This window comes from Pannonibacter phragmitetus (assembly GCF_050510895.1).
Lineage (GTDB): Bacteria > Pseudomonadota > Alphaproteobacteria > Rhizobiales > Stappiaceae > Pannonibacter > Pannonibacter phragmitetus_B.
Map to the genome: position 1 here is coordinate 2,671,673 of NZ_JBNINT010000001.1, position 16,196 is coordinate 2,687,868.

At 60.7% G+C, this 16,196-nt stretch carries 14 protein-coding genes and 3 pseudogenes; 8 read left to right on the forward strand and 9 right to left on the reverse strand.

The genetic code is table 11. From position 1 onward, the window contains the following. Nucleotides 1-62: 62 nt before the first annotated feature. Nucleotides 63-1,648, reverse strand: a pseudogene (locus ACQB61_RS12675) (peptide ABC transporter substrate-binding protein). A 407-nt stretch (nucleotides 1,649-2,055) separates the two neighbouring features. Here ACQB61_RS12675 and ACQB61_RS12680 point away from each other — a divergent pair. Beyond that, a complete protein-coding gene (locus ACQB61_RS12680; protein WP_430512898.1) occupies nucleotides 2,056-3,867 on the forward strand; it encodes an ABC-F family ATP-binding cassette domain-containing protein in 1,812 nt (603 codons plus the stop codon). Between the two features lie 61 nt (nucleotides 3,868-3,928). On the opposite strand, the gene ACQB61_RS12685 is transcribed toward ACQB61_RS12680, so the two are convergent. From ACQB61_RS12685 to ACQB61_RS12705, 5 genes are all read right to left on the reverse strand, one after another. Continuing rightward, nucleotides 3,929-5,485, reverse strand: a complete 1,557-nt coding sequence (locus tag ACQB61_RS12685) for a methyl-accepting chemotaxis protein (protein ID WP_430512899.1) — start codon at nucleotides 5,483-5,485, stop codon at nucleotides 3,929-3,931. Nucleotides 5,486-5,532: 47 nt separating this feature from the next. Further along, on the reverse strand, nucleotides 5,533-5,931 hold the full coding sequence (locus ACQB61_RS12690; protein WP_430512900.1) for a Tar ligand binding domain-containing protein: 399 nt from the start codon (nucleotides 5,929-5,931) through the stop codon (nucleotides 5,533-5,535). Nucleotides 5,932-6,389: 458 nt separating this feature from the next. Then, on the reverse strand, nucleotides 6,390-6,617 hold the full coding sequence (locus tag ACQB61_RS12695) for a hypothetical protein (RefSeq protein ID WP_430512901.1): 228 nt from the start codon (nucleotides 6,615-6,617) through the stop codon (nucleotides 6,390-6,392). A 70-nt stretch (nucleotides 6,618-6,687) separates the two neighbouring features. Continuing rightward, nucleotides 6,688-8,310 carry a methyl-accepting chemotaxis protein gene (locus tag ACQB61_RS12700; RefSeq protein ID WP_430512902.1) on the reverse strand — a complete coding sequence of 541 codons (1,623 nt, stop codon included), beginning with the start codon at nucleotides 8,308-8,310 and terminating at the stop codon, nucleotides 6,688-6,690. A 47-nt stretch (nucleotides 8,311-8,357) separates the two neighbouring features. Continuing rightward, nucleotides 8,358-8,690, reverse strand: coding sequence for a hypothetical protein (locus ACQB61_RS12705; protein WP_430512903.1), 333 nt, complete (start codon nucleotides 8,688-8,690; stop codon nucleotides 8,358-8,360). 120 nt (nucleotides 8,691-8,810) lie between these two features. On the opposite strand from ACQB61_RS12705, the gene mobA reads away from it, so the two are divergent. The 7 genes and pseudogenes from mobA (at nucleotide 8,811) to ACQB61_RS12740 (ending at nucleotide 14,600) form a co-directional block, all read left to right on the forward strand. Then, nucleotides 8,811-9,437, forward strand: a complete 627-nt coding sequence (gene mobA / locus ACQB61_RS12710) for a molybdenum cofactor guanylyltransferase MobA (RefSeq protein ID WP_430512904.1) — start codon at nucleotides 8,811-8,813, stop codon at nucleotides 9,435-9,437. Nucleotides 9,438-9,552: 115 nt separating this feature from the next. Continuing rightward, nucleotides 9,553-10,053: a hypothetical protein gene (locus tag ACQB61_RS12715; protein ID WP_430512905.1), complete on the forward strand. Its 501-nt coding sequence runs from the start codon at nucleotides 9,553-9,555 to the stop codon at nucleotides 10,051-10,053. A gap of 50 nt (nucleotides 10,054-10,103) precedes the next feature. Continuing rightward, nucleotides 10,104-10,814, forward strand: a complete 711-nt coding sequence (locus ACQB61_RS12720; RefSeq protein ID WP_430512906.1) for a molybdopterin molybdotransferase MoeA — start codon at nucleotides 10,104-10,106, stop codon at nucleotides 10,812-10,814. A gap of 348 nt (nucleotides 10,815-11,162) precedes the next feature. After that, nucleotides 11,163-11,850: pseudogene (locus tag ACQB61_RS12725) on the forward strand (transporter substrate-binding domain-containing protein). Between the two features lie 188 nt (nucleotides 11,851-12,038). Continuing rightward, a complete protein-coding gene (locus ACQB61_RS12730; RefSeq protein WP_430512907.1) occupies nucleotides 12,039-12,752 on the forward strand; it encodes an ABC transporter permease in 714 nt (237 codons plus the stop codon). Beyond that, a pseudogene (locus ACQB61_RS12735) lies at nucleotides 12,749-13,581 on the forward strand (ABC transporter permease). Before ACQB61_RS12730 ends, ACQB61_RS12735 begins: the two are co-directional and overlap by 4 nt. Nucleotides 13,582-13,718: 137 nt before the next feature. Beyond that, nucleotides 13,719-14,600 (forward strand): NAD(P)-dependent oxidoreductase, encoded by an 882-nt coding sequence (locus ACQB61_RS12740; protein ID WP_430512908.1) that lies wholly within the window; start codon nucleotides 13,719-13,721, stop codon nucleotides 14,598-14,600. Nucleotides 14,601-14,645: 45 nt separating this feature from the next. On the opposite strand, the gene ACQB61_RS12745 is transcribed toward ACQB61_RS12740, so the two are convergent. The 3 genes from ACQB61_RS12745 to ACQB61_RS12755 all read right to left on the reverse strand — a co-directional run bounded on the left by ACQB61_RS12745 (nucleotide 14,646) and on the right by ACQB61_RS12755 (nucleotide 16,039). Next, the gene (locus tag ACQB61_RS12745) at nucleotides 14,646-15,035 is read right to left on the reverse strand and encodes a hypothetical protein (RefSeq protein ID WP_430512909.1); all 390 of its coding nucleotides are present in this window, start codon (nucleotides 15,033-15,035) and stop codon (nucleotides 14,646-14,648) included. 159 nt (nucleotides 15,036-15,194) lie between these two features. Beyond that, complete coding sequence (locus ACQB61_RS12750) at nucleotides 15,195-15,761, reverse strand: cytochrome b/b6 domain-containing protein (RefSeq protein WP_430512910.1); 567 nt, start codon at nucleotides 15,759-15,761, stop codon at nucleotides 15,195-15,197. Next, nucleotides 15,761-16,039: a PepSY domain-containing protein gene (locus tag ACQB61_RS12755; RefSeq protein ID WP_430512911.1), complete on the reverse strand. Its 279-nt coding sequence runs from the start codon at nucleotides 16,037-16,039 to the stop codon at nucleotides 15,761-15,763. The genes ACQB61_RS12750 and ACQB61_RS12755 overlap by 1 nt, the downstream gene beginning before the upstream one ends. Between the last annotated feature and the right edge of the window lie 157 nt (nucleotides 16,040-16,196).

Here is a 16,196-nt window from a genome sequence, read left to right on the forward strand (position 1 = left end):
TCATGACGCAAAGCGGCCAGCAGCAGCCTCCTTTCGGAAGCTGCTGCCAGCCGTGTCCTGTCTTACTCGGAAATGCTCATCCAGCGGGTCGGATGCACGTCCATGAGGTTCGTCTCGAAGCCCTTGAGCTTCGGCGAGACGAGGTTCTTGGAGGCGTAGTACATCATCGGGATGAAAGGCAGATCGCGCATGAAGATGGTCTCAGCCTCCTTCAGGATGGTAGCGCGCTTTTCAAGGTCCGTCGTGGCGGCGGCCTCATCCATCAGCTTGTCATAGTCTGGATTTTTGTAGTTCGCGTAGTTGAAGCCGGCATTGTCGGACTCAACGAGGAACAGGAAGTTCTGCGGGTCGGAATAGTCGCCGATCCAGCCTGCGCGGGCGACGTCAAAGTCCTGCTTGTCGCGCAACATCGCGTAGTGGGTCTTGGTATCGGTGTTCACCAGCGACACATCCACGCCCAGCGGCTTCCACATGTCGGCAATGGCAACTGCCGTGTTCTTGTGGTTCTCGGAGGTGTTGTAGTTGATCGTCAGCTTCAGCGGCTTGTCCGGGCCGTAGCCCGCCTGCTTCATCAGCTCGATGGCCTTCTCTTCGCGATCGATCTGCGGCAGATCCTTGTAGTCCGCATAGGCCGGCTCACCATAATTGTTGATGCCGGGGGAACCAGCGAGTAGCCAGCGATCATCGTGCCGCCCCAGATCTCGTCAGCCAGGAATTCACGGTCGAGTGCCATGGAAAGAGCCTGGCGAACTTCCGGCTTGGCCAGCGCCTCGTCATTCATGTTGAGGGCGTAATAGTAGGTGCCAAGGTAAGGAGCCGGCTTGAACTGGTCTGCCAGTTCCTTCTTGATGAAAGCCATCTGCTCGGTCGGCACGTCGTCGTTGGAATGCAGTTCACCCGCCTGGAACCGGCGCAGTGCAGCGCCACGGTCTTCCGTCGGGTAGTAGAACACCGTGTCGATGGCCACATTGGCAGCATCGTGGAAGTTCGGGTTCTTCACCATCTTGATCTGGGCGTTCGGCGTGAACTCGGCCAGCATGTAGGCGCCGTTCGACACCATGTTGCCCGCCTTCACGAAGTCGGTGCCGAACTTCTCGACGCTGGCCGGATGCACCGGCAAGCCGGTCTGGTGTGCCAGCAGATCGACGAAATAAGGCGTCGCCTGAGCGAGCGTGATTTCGAGCGTATGGTCGTCGATTGCCTTGACGCCAAGCTCCTCAACCTTCTTCTCGCCCTTGTTGATCGCCTCGGCATTCAGGATCGGATAGAGGATGGTCGCGTATTTCGCGCCCGTTTCCGGGTTCATGATGCGGCGGAGCGAGAACACGAAATCGCCAGCCTTCACCGGGTCACCGTTCGACCACTTGGCGTTGTCGCGCAGCTTGAAGGTGTAGGTCTTGCCATCTTCAGACTGCGTCCAGCTCTCGGCAACGCCCGGAATGATCTTTCCGGCAGCGCTGTAGGCAACAAGACCCTCATAAAGGTCGCGCATGATGTTGCCTTCATAGACCGTCGAGGTCTTGTGCTGGTCCAGTGTCTCAGGATCGGCGGAATTGCCGCGGTGATAGACCATCTCTGCCATGGCAGAGAAGGAGGTTGCAGCCAGAAGCGCGGCGGCGAGCGCGGTCATTCGAACGGACTTGAACATTTTTCGGTCTCCCCTCTTCAACACTTGAAGAGCACCTGTGCCGGTGCGGTGGCACGTTCCCATGCAGCCCCACCCTGTTCAACCCTGCCACAGGGGAACCAGGGTTGCAGGAGGGTAAAAAAACGGATTCTTTTCGGCAGCACCAGCCATTCGAAAAATTTTTCCCCTCTGAAAATTTATGCATTAAGCTCAAACAATCGCCATGCCTACATTCAAAGCAGGTCATTTCCGGCAGTTTTCTGCCGTTTGGGCACCCTTTTACGGTACACCTTGGCTTGAAGGCAGAGAATCGCTCCCTAGACCGCTTCCCTCTTGCATGGCGGCCCAAGATGGCGTTCCTCTGCGCCAGATTTTCACGCCGCCATCAACCGGCAGCGCTTCAGGCACACGACGTTTAACAGGACCACATGGCCCCTCCGCTTCTCATCCTGCGTGACATTCATCTCACCTTCGGCGCCACCCCGCTTCTGACCGGAGCCGAACTCAGCGTTTCGGAAGGCGACCGGCTCTGCCTTGTCGGCCGCAATGGCTCGGGCAAATCCACCCTGCTGAAGATTGCAGCCGGCATGATCGAGGCCGACAAGGGCGAGATTTTCGTCCAGCCCGGCCGCACCATCCGCTACCTGCCCCAGGAGCCGGATCTATCTGCCTATGAGACCGTCCTCGACTATGTCACCGCAGGCCTTGCGCCCGGAGACGATCCCTACCGCGCGCCTTATCTGCTGGAAGTCCTTGGCCTTACCGGCAAGGAAGAGCCGAAGAGCCTGTCCGGCGGCGAGGCCCGCCGTGCCGCGCTCGCCCGCACGCTGGCGCCGGAGCCGGATATTCTTCTCCTCGACGAGCCGACCAACCACCTCGATCTTCCGGCCATCGAATGGCTGGAAACCGAGCTGAAGAGCCTCAAGTCTGCCATCGTTCTCATCTCGCACGACCGGCGTTTCCTTGAAAACCTCTCCCGCGCCACCGTCTGGATCGACCGGGGCACATCGCGCCGGATGGAACGCGGCTTTGAACATTTCGAGGCCTGGCGCGACGAACTCTTCGATCAGGAAGTGCGCGACCAGCAGAAGCTGGCCCAGCAGATCAAGCGCGAAGAGCACTGGATGCGCTATGGCGTCACCGCCCGGCGCAAGCGTAACATGCGCCGCGTGCGCGAGCTGGCGGACCTGCGCGACAAGGCGCGCAGCCATCGTGGCCCACAGGGCACCGCCAAGCTTGCAGCCACCGAAGGCGAGACCTCAGGCAAGCTGGTGATCGAGGCGAAGTCCATTTCCAAGGGATATGGCGATCGCTCCATCGTTTCGAATTTCTCCAGCCGCATCCAGCGCGGCGACCGCATCGGCCTCATCGGCGCCAATGGAGCCGGCAAGACCACGCTTCTCAAGATGCTGACCGGGGAGCTGGAGCCGGACAGCGGCACCGTGCGCCTCGGCACCAACCTGCAGATGGTCACCCTCGATCAGAAGCGCGAGAACCTCAATCCGCTCGACACGCTGGCCACCGTCCTCACCGGCGGGCGCGGCGACACGGTCATTCTGGGCACCGAGACGAAGCATGTCATGTCCTACATGAAGGACTTCCTCTTCGCCCCCGAGCAGGCCCGCACCCCTGTGGGCGTTCTGTCCGGCGGCGAACGTGCCCGCGCCATGCTCGCCCGGGCGCTCGCCAGTCCGTCGAACCTGATGGTGCTCGACGAGCCAACCAACGATCTCGACCTTGAGACGCTGGATCTCCTGCAGGAGCTGCTCAGCGACTACGAAGGCACTGTCCTTCTCGTCTCCCACGACCGTGATTTCCTCGACCGTGTGGCTACCTCCGTCATCGTCTCGGAAGGCAATGGCAAGTGGCAGGAGTATGCCGGTGGCTATTCCGACATGGTGGCCCAGCGCGGCGATGGCGTGACCGCCCGCAAGGCCGAGAAGGCAGCCAAGGCAGAAAAAGCCCCCGCGCCAGCTGCAACCGAAGCCAAGACCTCATCAAAGGTGAAGCTCTCCTTCACCCAGTTGCATCTTCTCAAGACCCTGCCGGAAACTGTCGACAGCCTGACGAAGAAGCTGGAGAAACTGCAGGCGGAGATGGCCGATCCGAACCTCTACGCCAAAAATCCGGACCGCTTTGCCAAGCTCTCTGCCGAAATCACCCGGCTTACCGGCGAAAGGGATTCAGCTGAAGAGCAGTGGCTGGAGCTGGAAATGCTGCGCGAGGAAGCGGAAGGCTGAGAAAACAAGAAGGCCGGACATTGCTGCCCGGCCTTCGCTGTTTAACGTGATCGGCTGAAGCTTACGCCGCACGCACCTGCGCGATGAAGCGGGTGACTTCCATCTTCAGCGTTTCCGCATCCTTCGCAAGGCCTCCGGCTGAGCCAAGAACCTGCGAAGCTGCGGCTCCCGTTTCTTCCGCTGCGCGGCTCACGCCGGTGATGTTGGACGAAACTTCCACAGTACCGGCAGACGCCTGCTGCACGTTGCGGGCGATTTCCGAAGTCGCCGCGTTCTGCTCCTCGACAGCCGCCGCGATGGTGGCAGCGATGCCATTCAGCTTGGCGATAGTGTCACCAACGTTCTGGATTGCATCTACGGACGCACTGGTCGCAGCCTGAATTTCGGCGATCTGGCCGGAGATTTCCTGCGTGGCGCGGGACGTCTGTTCAGCCAGGGCTTTCACTTCGGTTGCCACGACGGCAAAGCCCTTTCCGGCCTCACCGGCACGGGCTGCCTCGATGGTGGCGTTCAGCGCCAGCAGGTTGGTCTGGCCGGCGATCTCGGAGATCATGCCCAGCACATCGCCGATCTTTTGCGAAGCCGAAGACAGGAAGGCAATGCGCTCGCTCGCGGTTTGGGTATCCCCCACAGCGCGCTGGGACATGCTGGAGGATTCCTCTGCACGGCGCCCAATCTCGCTGACGGAGGCCGACAGCTGTTCGGTGGCAGAGGCCACCGTCTGCACATTGGCGGCAGCTTCTTCCGAGGCTGCGGATACGGCAGTGGACTGCTGCGCCGTCTCTTCTGCCGAAGCGCTCAGGGTATTGGCTGCGGCCTGCATTTCCTGAGCGGCAGCAGACACTGTGTTGACGATACCGCCCACAGCACGCTCGAAGCTGTCGGCCAGCTCGTTCATGATACGGCGGCGCTCGGCTTCCTGCTGCCCCTTCACAGCCGCCTGCTCACGCTCCAGCCGCTCCTTCTCGATGCCATTGGCCTGGAACACCTCGACCGCAGACGCCATCTCGCCGATCTCGTCAGAGCGGCCAGAGCCGAAGACCTTCATGGTCAGGTTGCCGGCCGCAACAGCCTTCATGCAATCGGTGATCGCCTTGATGGCACGTGAGATGGACATGCCGAGGAAGACAGCAATCCCCGTCATAACCAGCGTGAAGATGCTTGCCAGCGTCAGCGTCGTCGAGAGGGTGCTCGAGATGCCGGCAGAGGCCTTCGGGCCGATGTCGTTCTGTACCGCAACCACCTCATCGGTAATCTTCTGATAGGCCGTAGAGATCGCAGGGCCGATCTTGAAGATGCGCTCGGTCAGCGCCTCCTGCTGGGCCGCAACCCCGGTTTCAACGGCAGCCGCCTGCTGGCGCACCAGCTCGAACTCCACGGCAAGTTTGCCTGTCAGCTGAGACAGCTTGGGGCTCTGCTGTGCCGAAGCAACCGCCTTCAGCAGCGGCTCCACATTTGCATAGCGGGTCTGGGCCGTGGTCAGGTCAGCCGGATTGGCAGCAAGGCCATAGCGTTCCATGAACACCCGCGCGAGCAGAAACTCCTGCATCGTGCGCGCTGCAGCCGCCAGAACGGCGTTATTGCCTTCGGCAATGGCCTCCTCGAGGATCTCCGTCAAAAGCCCACGGAATTCCGAGCCCTCTTTCTGCAGTCCCTCCAGCCCCTTCAATGCGGCAGTATTGGAGGTGCGGAAATCAAGGAAAGCCCGCTCATATGCGACAACATCACTCTCAAGCGCCTGCAACTCGGCAAGCCGGGGGAGCCCGCAAAGAACTGGCTGACCTGCGCCTTGCTGGCCTTGAGCTCGGACAGCAGTTTCTCGGCCTTCTGCCCGTCCGTGTCATTGGGCGACAGCGCATAGCGGATCACAGCCAGACGAGCCTCAGTCAGGGTTGTGGCCGACTCAGAGATCACAAGCGATTGCCGGGCCGCAGTCCGGTAGTCATCGAAATAGTCAGAGGCGGTCTGGAGGCCGTTGTAGCCCAGCCAGGACACAGCAAGGAGCGCGGCGACAGAAAGCCCGAAGCCGCCGAAGAGTTTGGAGCGCACAGTGAGGTTAAGCATTTTCATCCCCGGTTAACAGGTCCCTTCAGGCTGAACCAAAACAATATATACATAGTTAACAGCAAGGACGGAATCTAAGAAAACAGCCCTGAGCTCCAAACAAAACCTGAATTAACGCATCAACGGCAGACAATGATTCTGATATATTTAAGCCACCATCAATAATAACGTCAAATCTTCAAAATTCAAAACAAAACTCTACGGAAGAAAGATTATCTCTGATTGGCGCCCAAAGATTGCCACACTTTGCACTGAGTCAAGCCCCGGGCTGCATACGGGCAAAAATCTGCAGAAAGCTTGATCTTTCAGAGCGTTCATCATAAACAGCACCCCAATCGAAGCTCCTCCCTATGATTTATTACATGTTTGCTTTTTACGAAGGGAATTTATCCTAGGTCACCGCAAGCCAGCCGCACATGGTCCATCAGAGAAAACCTGACGCAGAGTTACTGTTAATTTTAACTATTGTAAATTTTTGCCATATCCACCAAAGGTTGCATTTCTGACGTCGGGAACAGCGGTACGGCAAGCACCTGCGGCATAAAAACCTGACCGCCCGGCATCGCCTCGCCCTCCCAGCGGGAGCCGCACGCAGCCAGACCCGCAGCAAACAGCAAAAAGCCGGACATTGCTGCCCGGCCCTGTGCTGCGTCTGATATCAGCGCTTGATAGATGTCACGGTTCACGCAGGGCTCAGGCCCTCGCGGCGCTTAAGCATTTTCAAGGCATGATGCGTCAGCATCGAAAGCCTTGGTGTTACGCGGCGCGCACCTGCGCGATGAATCGGGCGACCTCGACCTTGAGGGTCTCCGCATCCCTGGCAAGTCCGCCTGCGGAACCCAGAACCTCTGAAGCTGCAGCCCCCGTCTCTTCGGCAGCCCGGCTGACGCCGGTGATGTTGGAGGAGACTTCCACCGTGCCGGCCGAGGCCTGCTGCACGTTGCGGGCAATCTCAAGCGCGGCCGCATTCTGCTGTTCCACGGCGGCGGCAATCGTCGAGGCGATGCCATTCAGCCGCTCAATCGTGTCTCCGACGTTCTGGATCGCGTCAACCGACGCATTGGTCGCCGCCTGGATCTCGGCGATCTGGCCGGAGATTTCCTGCGTGGCGCGGGAGGTCTGCTCAGCCAGAGCCTTCACTTCCGTTGCCACTACCGCAAAGCCCTTGCCGGCCTCACCAGCGCGCGCCGCCTCAATGGTGGCGTTCAGCGCCAGCAGGTTCGTCTGGCCAGCGATGTCCGAAATCATGTTCAGCACGTCGCCGATCTTCTGCGAGGCCGAAGACAGGAAGGCGATGCGCTCGCTGGCGGTCTGAGTGTCCCCGACGGCCCGGTGCGACATGGTCGAGGATTCCTCTGCCTGACGGCCGATCTCGCGCACCGAGGCTGCCAGCTGCTCGGTGGCGGCCGCAACCGTCTGCACATTGACCGCCGCCTCTTCCGATGCGGCGGAAACCGCCGTCGACTGATGCGACGTCTGTTCTGCCGAGGCACTCAGCGTGTTCGCCGCAGCCTGCATTTCCCGCGATGCGGTGGACACTGTCTCGACAATGCCGCCCACCGCCTGTTCGAAGCTGTCGGCCAGGTCGTTCATCAGCTTGCGGCGCTCGGCCTCCTGCTGCTCCTTGACAGCAGCCTGCTCGCTCTCCAGCCGTTCCTTCTCGATGCCGTTGGCCTGGAAAACCTGAACAGCCGCAGCCATCTCGCCGATCTCATCGGAACGGCCCGCGCCGAAGACCTTCATGGTCAGATCACCGGCCGCAACCGCTCGCATGCAGGCCGTAATGGAGTTGATGGCACGGGAAATGGATGTGCCCAGAAACACGGCAATGGCCGCCATCACCAGCGTGAAAAGGCTTGCCAGCGTCAGCGTCGTCGAGCTGGTGTTTTCAATACCGGCTGCGGCCTCCGGCCCCATTTCGTTCTGCGCATCGATCAGCTTGTCGACGGCCGTCTGATACCCGGACATGATCAGCGGCCCAAGCTTCTCGAGCTTGTTCTCACGAATGTCGGCAGCCTTGGAGATAGCGATTTCCAGATAGGACGCCTCGCTGATCACATCCTCCATCTGCGCGGGCAGCGGTGCCACGAGCCGGTTCAGCTCCGGCGACTTCTGGGCAAACTGCAGCCGCTGCAGCAGGGACGTGGCCTCATCGTAATAATTCATGGCCTCGTTCAGGTCGTCCACGTTTCCGCCGCTCGCGTAACGCTCGACATAAATCCGCGCCAGCAGAAATTCCTGCATGGCCGGGGCCACGGTCTCGAGGACGAGGTAGTTCTGCTCCTCAATGGCCTTCTGCATCACGCCGGCCATATTCTCGCGGAAGGCATCTCCGCCCTCCTTCACCTGGGTCAGGCTGAGAGCGACTTCCTCATTCACCGCACGCAGTTCGTCAAAGGCGGCCTGATAGGCATCAACCTGCTGGATCAGGTCCTGCAGTTCCGCCAGCAGGGAGACCCGGCGAAGACCTCTTCGATCTGCGATGCGCCTGCGCTGATCTTCCCGATCAGGTCATTCACCTGGGCGGCGCTGTCCGGAGTTTCCTCCAGCTGATACCGCAAGACGGCAAGCCGGGCTTCCATCAGCGCGGCCTGCGCCTCATAACCAGTCAGGCTCTGCCTTGCAGTTTCGCGGAATTGGCTGAAATAGGTGGCAGCAGTCTGCAAACCACTGTAGCCGATGTACGATACGACAAGCAGGGCGGCAACAGATGCGCCAAATCCGCCAAAAAGCTTCGCACGAACGGTCGAGATAAACATGACAGCTCCTGTTCTGGATTGCGCAACAATAGGCAGCTGAATCTCTAGGTGAAGTTAACAAGGCCTGCTCAAAAAATGGTGCAATCAACCCTCTCAAACACGGGAAAGTTAGACATCACAATGAGAACTGGCTTTATTATTGCTGGAGGTACTGGATCCCGGATGAAAATTGGCCACAAGCCATCAATTACACTTACGGCACTACCTCTGATTTCGCATGTGGCGGAATTGCTCCAAAAGCAAGTTGAGGCTGTTATAGTTATAAATAACAACCCAAGCCATTTGCCTGAAACTCTGAATTTACCAGTCATCCGCGATTTTCAGCCGGGACGTGGCGGACCTCTTGTCGGTATTATTACGGCAATGCTTTACGCAAGGGCAGCTCTCCCAGAATGCAATCATTTCGTGAGCGTTCCTTGCGATGGCCCATTCTTCCCTGCAACGCTGGTCGAGCGGCTCACCGCGGCCAGCACTATGGACACTCCGGCCATAGCGGTATCCGATGGCCGCAGACATCCACTGTTCGCCTGCTGGCCAGTTTCGCTGCTGCCCCGATTGCAGGACTGGGTGGCAGCAGGCAACGCCCGTGCCGGCCAGTTCCTGGGCGAATGCGGCGCCGCCGAAGTGGAGTTCCCGCTGGATGCAGACGGTACGGACCCGTTCTTCAACATCAACACGCCTGAAGATCTTGCTGAAGCAAAGCGGATCATTGCCAGACGGGAGCGCGCGGGCCTGACATCACACTGACCTCTTGATGCAGGATCTTGAACCAGCTTGCACGGCGCTGCAAAGCAGGGAATGTTCGGGGCAGCCGCACACAGGCGGCACTGGAACAGCGGCACGGGGACAGCGGGAAAAGCGGATGCGGGGTGAGGATTGTTTCGCGGCGGATGACAAGCGCCTGCTCCATGACGAGGCGCTGGACCTGCTCGCACGCCTGCCTCTGCCCTCGCCCGGCCATGAAACCGTCAGCCTCGGCAAAGGGCGCGGCCGCATTCTGGCGGCGCCCGTCACGGCTCCGCGCAACGTGCCGCAGCACGACACCTCGGCCGTGGATGGCTACGCCTTCCGCCATCAGGACTTCGACCCCTGCGGCGGCTTCTTCCGGCTGGAAACGCGCATTCCTGCAGGCCACCCCGCCGCGCAATCCCTGACGCCCTGGGCAGCTGCCCGCATCTTCACCGGCGGCGTGATGCCGGAAGGTGCCGACACGGTGGCCATGCAGGAAGACTGCCACCTTGAAACCGGCGGCGGCCAGAGTGTTGTTATCGTTCCCGCAGGCCTGCCCAAGGGCGCCAACCGGCGCCTGGCGGGGAAGACCTTGCGGCCGGCACCCAGATCCTTGCCCAGGGCCACCGGCTGAGGGCCCAGGACCTTGCAGCCATCGCCTCGACCGGGACAGCCCGGATCCCCGTGTTCACGCGGATCCGCGCCGGCGTCATATCGACAGGGGATGAACTCGTCCGTCCCGGCACCGCCCTTGGCGCAGGCGGGCTCTATGATGCCAATCACTTCCTGCTGACATCGCTGCTGGAAAGCTGCCCGGCAATCATCAAGGATCTCGGTATTTGCCCGGACCGGCGCGATGCCCTGCAGCTTGCCCTGTCCGAGGGAGTGGAGCACTGCGATGTCATTCTCACCAGCGGCGGGGCAAGCCACGGAGAGGAAGATCACCTCCTGGCAGTGCTGGAGCGCATCGGCGAAGCGCAGGTGTTCGACCTTGCCATCAAGCCAGGCCGGCGGCTGATCACTGGCCGGGCGGGGAATTGCCTGATCGTCGGCCTGCCCGGCAATCCCGTCGCGGCCATGGTGTCCTTCCTGCTCTACGCCCGCCCCCTGCTGCTGCGCCGCGCAGGAATGACGGCTGCCCCCGTCCAGGGCTTTCAGGTACAGGCCGCCTTCGACCTGCCCCGCCGCAAGACCGGGCGGCGGGAGTTCAGCCGTGGACGTCTGGTAACGCTCGCCGATGGCTCAGTGCAGGCCGAACTCTACCCCCGCTCCGGATCCGGGTTGATCTCAAGCCTCCGGGAGGCGGACGGCCTCATCGAGATTCCGGAGGAAACCACGTCCATCCACAGGGGCGCCCCCATTCGCTTCTTCCCTTTCAGCAGCTTTTGGGCCTGATTTCGCACAAACAGGCCAAGCTGGACGCTGCGTCATCGCGCAGATACCCGCAAAAATGCCAATGCACATCTTCTGTGCCAGCATGTTTTTTCATCTGGGCGAGCCGGATTCGCCGGGATATGTTCATACAATGGGCGCTGCATCGAGCCGCTTTCTCAAGTGCCGCAGACCGCGTCCTGACGAATGAAACAACAAGCAACCTGAGGCACAGCAGCCGCCATCGGCCTGCTGCCGCGACACAAGGCGCGAGGGGTAAATTACATGGGTATCAAGACGATTGCCGCCGCTGCAATCCTGTCCGTCGCCGCATTCGGCGCAGCCGAGGCGAAGGACTGGAGCAAGATCCGCATGGGCACGGAAGGTGCATATCCTCCGTTCAACGTGCTGGGCTCCGATGGCCAGCTGACGGGCTTCGACATCGACATTGCCAAGGCGCTCTGCGACGAGATGAAGGTGGAGTGTGAATTCGTCACCTCCGACTGGAACGGCATCATCCCGGCGCTGCAGGCCGGAAAGTTCGACACCATCATTGCCTCCATGTCGATCACCGAGGAGCGCAAGCAGCAGGTTGACTTCACCAACAAGTACTACAACACCCCCGGCCATTGCCGTGCCGAAGGACAGCCCGCTGACGGAAGCCACCGATGCTGCCCTTGCCGGCAAGGCCATCGGCGCTCAGAGCTCCACCACCCATTCCAACTATGCCGAAGTGAAGCTCCCCTCCACGGACCTCAAGCTCTACCCGACCTCCGACGAGTACAAGCTCGACCTCGTGAACGGCCGCATTGACGGCGTGATCGACGACGTTGTCGTGCTCTCCGAATGGGTGAAGAGCGAAGACGGCGCCTGCTGCAAGATCCTCGGCACCCTGAAGCCTGATCCGGAGATCAACGGCGAAGGTGCTGGCATTGCCATCCGCAAGGAAGATCAGGACCTCAAGGAAAAGCTGAACGCTGCCATTGCAGCCATCCGTGCGAATGGCAAGTACAAGGAAATCAACGACAAGTACTTCGAGTTCGACGTATACGGCGATTGAGGGGCTGAGGCGGGCAGGCATCCCCTGTCCGCCTCGCTTCTTCATGAGGACCGGAACGCCGGAGCAGGTACTGGCTGGTCGCGCAAACAGCATGTCCGCGCGGCTGGCTCGTCACCCGTCAGTATGGCATGTCCGGTAACGCCAGATTCAGGGGCTGATGCCCCTGATGCGCAGGGTCCGGGCAGCTGATGGACAAATATCTGGAACTTCTCGCATACGGCCCCACGGGATGGGGTGATGAGCTTCTTGGCGGCCTGTTCATTACGGTCAGCCTTGCACTGGCCACACTGCCCTTCGGGCTGATGCTTGGCTTCGTCATTGCCCTTGGCAAGAAGTCGCCCGAGCCGTCCCTGCAGCTTGCCAGCACGATCTACACCACAATATTCCGCGGTCTGCCGGAACTGCTGACGCTGTTCCTTGTCTATTTCGGCTTTCAGATCGCCATCAAGACGCTGTCCGAGCGCATGGGCTATGGCATCTCCATCGAGGTGAACAGCTTCCTTGCCGGCATGATTGCGCTGGCGCTCGTGTTCTCGGCCTATTCCAGCGAAGTGTTTCACTCCGCCTTTCTTGGCATCCCGCAAGGCCAGTATGAGGGTGGCAAGGCACTTGGCCTCAGCCGCTTCCAGACCTTCCGCCTCGTGGTCCTGCCGCAGCTGATCCGCCTTGCCCTGCCGGGCCTGACCAATCTCTGGCTGATCCTTCTGAAGGAAACATCTCTCGTGTCGGCTGTCGGTCTTGTCGATGTGATGCGCCAGACTGGCATTGCCGCCCGCAACACCAAGGAAGCCTTCTTCTTTTACAGCCTCGCCTGCCTCATCTATCTGACGCTGGCGATCCTGTCTTCCCTGGTCCTGCGCCGCACCGAAGGCTGGGCCAAGCGCGCGGAGATGGCACGATGAGCACGACAGCCGCCCCGGCCATCAGCCGTCCGCCCGCCGCCGCCCGCCGCCCCTGGACGGCTGCGCGCATCACCGGTCATGTACTCATGGCCTTCTGGATCGTCAGCGGCGTGGGCCTCGCCCTCTACCTCGGCCAGAACCTCTTCAGCACCTTCGCAAGCCAGTATCTGCCCAAGTATGTCACCGGCGCGGTGGTGACGCTGAAGCTGACCATCTACTCCTTCCTCATCGGTGCGGCTCTCTCCGTGCCGCTGGCTTTGGCGTGCTCGGCGCAAAACACTGCCATCAGGTCACTCGGCAATGCCTATGTCTATTTCTTCCGGGGCACCCCATGCTGGCGCAGGTGTTCCTCGTTTATTACGGCCTCGGTTCCTTCCGCAGCGCCCTGGACACGGTTGGCCTGTGGTGGTTCTTCCGTGATGCCTGGAACTGCGTGCTCCTGACCTTCGCGCTCAACACTGCCGCCTATCAGGCGGAGATCCTGCGCGGCGCAGTTCAGTCCATGCCGAAGGGGCAGTGGGAGGGCGCCTTCTCGCTTGGGCTTTCGCGTGGTGTCACCTTCTTCAAAGTCATCCTGCCACAGGCATTGATCGTGGCACTGCGCCCCTATGGCAATGAGATCATCCTGCTGCTGAAGGGCTCTGCCATTTCCTCCATCGTCACCATTTACGACATCATGGGCGAGGCAAACCGGGCGTTTTCCCGCAGCTTTGACTTTCAGGCCTATATCTGGGCTGCCGTGGCATATCTCATTGCGGTCGAGTTGATCCGCCGCGTATGGGACCTCATGGAGCGGCGGCTGACCCGCCACCTGCGCCGGAACTCCTGACGCATCACGCCGTGAAACCGCATGAACTCGATCACCCCTCAATAGTACAGGCTCATTGAGGGGTGTGATTATCCGTTGCGCCCGGCGCGTGGCTGTGCGAGCAAAAACGCAACAATCCGCATAACGGGAGTTCTGGCATGGCAAAAGTTGCATTCATTGGTCTGGGCGTCATGGGCTATCCAATGGCCGGCTACCTTGCTTCACGCGGCGGCCATGAGGTCACCGTCTACAACCGAACGGCAGCCAAGGCAGACAAGTGGGTGGCAGAGCACGGCGGCAAGTCCGCCGCCATTCCCAGTGAAGCGGCAGAAGGCAGTGACTTTGTTCTCGCTTGCGTCGGCAATGACGACGACCTGCGCGCCGTCACCACCGGCCCGGACGGCGCGTTTCACGGCATGAAGAAGGGCGCCATTTTCATCGATCACACCACCGCCTCTGCAGAAGTCGCACGTGAGCTTCACGCTGCTGCAAAGGCAATCGGCTGTGGCTTTGTCGATGCCCCCGTCTCAGGCGGTCAGGCTGGTGCGGAGAAGGGCATTCTCACCGTCATGTGCGGTGGCGAGGACGCTGATTTCAACGCCGCCAAGCCCGTCATCGAGTGCTTTGCCAAGTTCGTGGGCCTTATGGGCGCACCAGGTGCCGGTCAGCTCACCAAGATGGTGAACCAGATCTGCATCGCCGGTCTGGTGCAGGGCCTTGCCGAAGCCATCCACTTTGCCAAGAAGGCGGACCTTGATGTTCCTGCCGTCATTTCCGCCATCCGGGGCGGCGCTGCCCAGTCATGGCAGATGGAAAACCGCTGGGAGACCATGCTGAACGGCAAGTTCGATTTCGGCTTTGCCGTGGACTGGATGCGCAAGGATCTCGGCATCGTGCTGGACACCGCCCGTGAGACCGGCGCCCGCCTGCCTGTTACTGCGCTGGTGGACCAGTTCTACGGTGAAGTTCAGGACATGGGCGGCAATCGCTGGGACACGTCCAGCCTTATCGCCCGGCTGGAGAAGTCCGGCAAGGCGTAACGCTTCGCCAGGTTCCCGCCACGCGCACCTCTGGGGCCGCCGCCTTCACCCCGCTGGCCCCAGAACCAGCCGCACGCCTTGAAGCGCTCCGGCCAGTACCAGAAACAGCCCGCAGAGCCGCGCCGAATACCAGGCCTTTTCGAGCAGTTCATCGCGCATGGCCGTCGCAATCAGAGGCAGAGCAATCGCCTTGGCCGGACGGTCTTCGGGAGCAAGAAGCAACCAAACTTCCGTGTCTTCCACCCTGCGCCGGTGATGATACGTCAGGCCATACCACGCCATGACCAGTCCGGTTATGCCGCAGCCCAGCGCGCCGAAAGTGAAGCAATAAGGTGGATGCGAGGCCGTGCCCATCATCACCATGAGAATGGCGAGGCCGCAGAAGCCCCAGGCACGCGTGACGGAAATACGGGCAAGCTTGGTAATCCGCTCCATCATCCCTCCCGGCACGACACAGTGGCCAGAGCCAACACGGAACATCAGCGATGGTGTCAGATACGCAGCATTCTGCCAAACGGATTAGGCAGCTGGCCGCAATGGCAAAGGCCGGACGGGTGGCCCGTCCGGCGTCCTTTCAGGTGCAAGTCACTCGCCTTACGGCTCCCGGCGCTTGCGGCCGGTGATCATGGCTTTCACAAGGTTTTCCCGGTGTTCCCAAGAAGCGAAAACCACACCTGCCACGTGAATGCCCACCAGAACCAGCGCTAGTGTGGCCAGGGATTCATGCACTTCCTTCACCCAGCGCACACCCCACCACATGTCCGTGGTCTGCATGTAGCCCGTGGTGCAGATGCCCGCGATGGTCAGGATCAGCGCGATCACCATCATGCCGCCTGCCGGATTGTGGCCGATGTAGCGCCTTGCCCGCCCCTTGAGACTGTCCAGCAAAAAACCGGCAACCGTAGCAGGGCGATAGATGAAGTCACGGAAGCGGGCGTGACGGCTGCCGAAAAGCCCCCAGAGAACACGGGCAGCGATCAGGCCGCCAATCACATAACCAACCGGCTCATGCACCCACTGCACTTCATCGCCGGTCAGCCAGGCCGTTGCAAAAAGCCCCACCAGAGACCAGTGGAACAGACGGACGAACGGGTCCCAGACCCGCACGGTCTCCTCCGGCGCCGTTGCGCCGGAGGACAGGGAGGAATGTGGCGTGTGCATCAGTTGTCCCCGCCACGCTTCAGGATCTCGCCCGTCACCGGATGAACATAGATTTCAGCGCGCTTGCCGTCCTTGTCGATGGCGTAGACTTCATAGACGCCATCTTCTTCACCAACTTCACGCACCTTGTAACCTTCGGCAGTGAACTTGGCGGCCACCTGCTCGACCGTCATCCACTGATCACGCGGCGCATCAACGTTGAACTTGTTTTCGGAGGCATGAGCTGCCCCGGTCAGGGTGCCCAGGGCGATGAGGGTGGCGATTGCAAACTTGCGCATGTCAGTCTCCTGTTTCATGTCTGCGGCGGCACGCTGCCGTCCGGTGAGACGCAATCTGGCACACCCCTCCTGACAGCTGCCCTCCGGCCTTTGTCAGTGAATTGTCAGGGAAGAAACGCTAGTCTTCCGCCATGTTCACTTCATCCATCCCTCACAG

Coding starts and splice junctions, on each gene's coding strand:
- ACQB61_RS12680 (WP_430512898.1), top strand. CDS start 2,056: ATGGCCCCTCCGCTTCTCATCCTGCGTGACATTCATCTCACCTTCGGC.
- ACQB61_RS12690 (WP_430512900.1), bottom strand. CDS start 5,931: ATGCTTAACCTCACTGTGCGCTCCAAACTCTTCGGCGGCTTCGGGCTT.
- ACQB61_RS12705 (WP_430512903.1), bottom strand. CDS start 8,690: ATGTTTATCTCGACCGTTCGTGCGAAGCTTTTTGGCGGATTTGGCGCA.
- mobA (WP_430512904.1), top strand. CDS start 8,811: ATGAGAACTGGCTTTATTATTGCTGGAGGTACTGGATCCCGGATGAAA.
- ACQB61_RS12715 (WP_430512905.1), top strand. CDS start 9,553: ATGCGGGGTGAGGATTGTTTCGCGGCGGATGACAAGCGCCTGCTCCAT.
- ACQB61_RS12730 (WP_430512907.1), top strand. CDS start 12,039: ATGGACAAATATCTGGAACTTCTCGCATACGGCCCCACGGGATGGGGT.
- ACQB61_RS12740 (WP_430512908.1), top strand. CDS start 13,719: ATGGCAAAAGTTGCATTCATTGGTCTGGGCGTCATGGGCTATCCAATG.
- ACQB61_RS12745 (WP_430512909.1), bottom strand. CDS start 15,035: ATGGAGCGGATTACCAAGCTTGCCCGTATTTCCGTCACGCGTGCCTGG.
- ACQB61_RS12750 (WP_430512910.1), bottom strand. CDS start 15,761: ATGCACACGCCACATTCCTCCCTGTCCTCCGGCGCAACGGCGCCGGAG.
- ACQB61_RS12755 (WP_430512911.1), bottom strand. CDS start 16,039: ATGCGCAAGTTTGCAATCGCCACCCTCATCGCCCTGGGCACCCTGACC.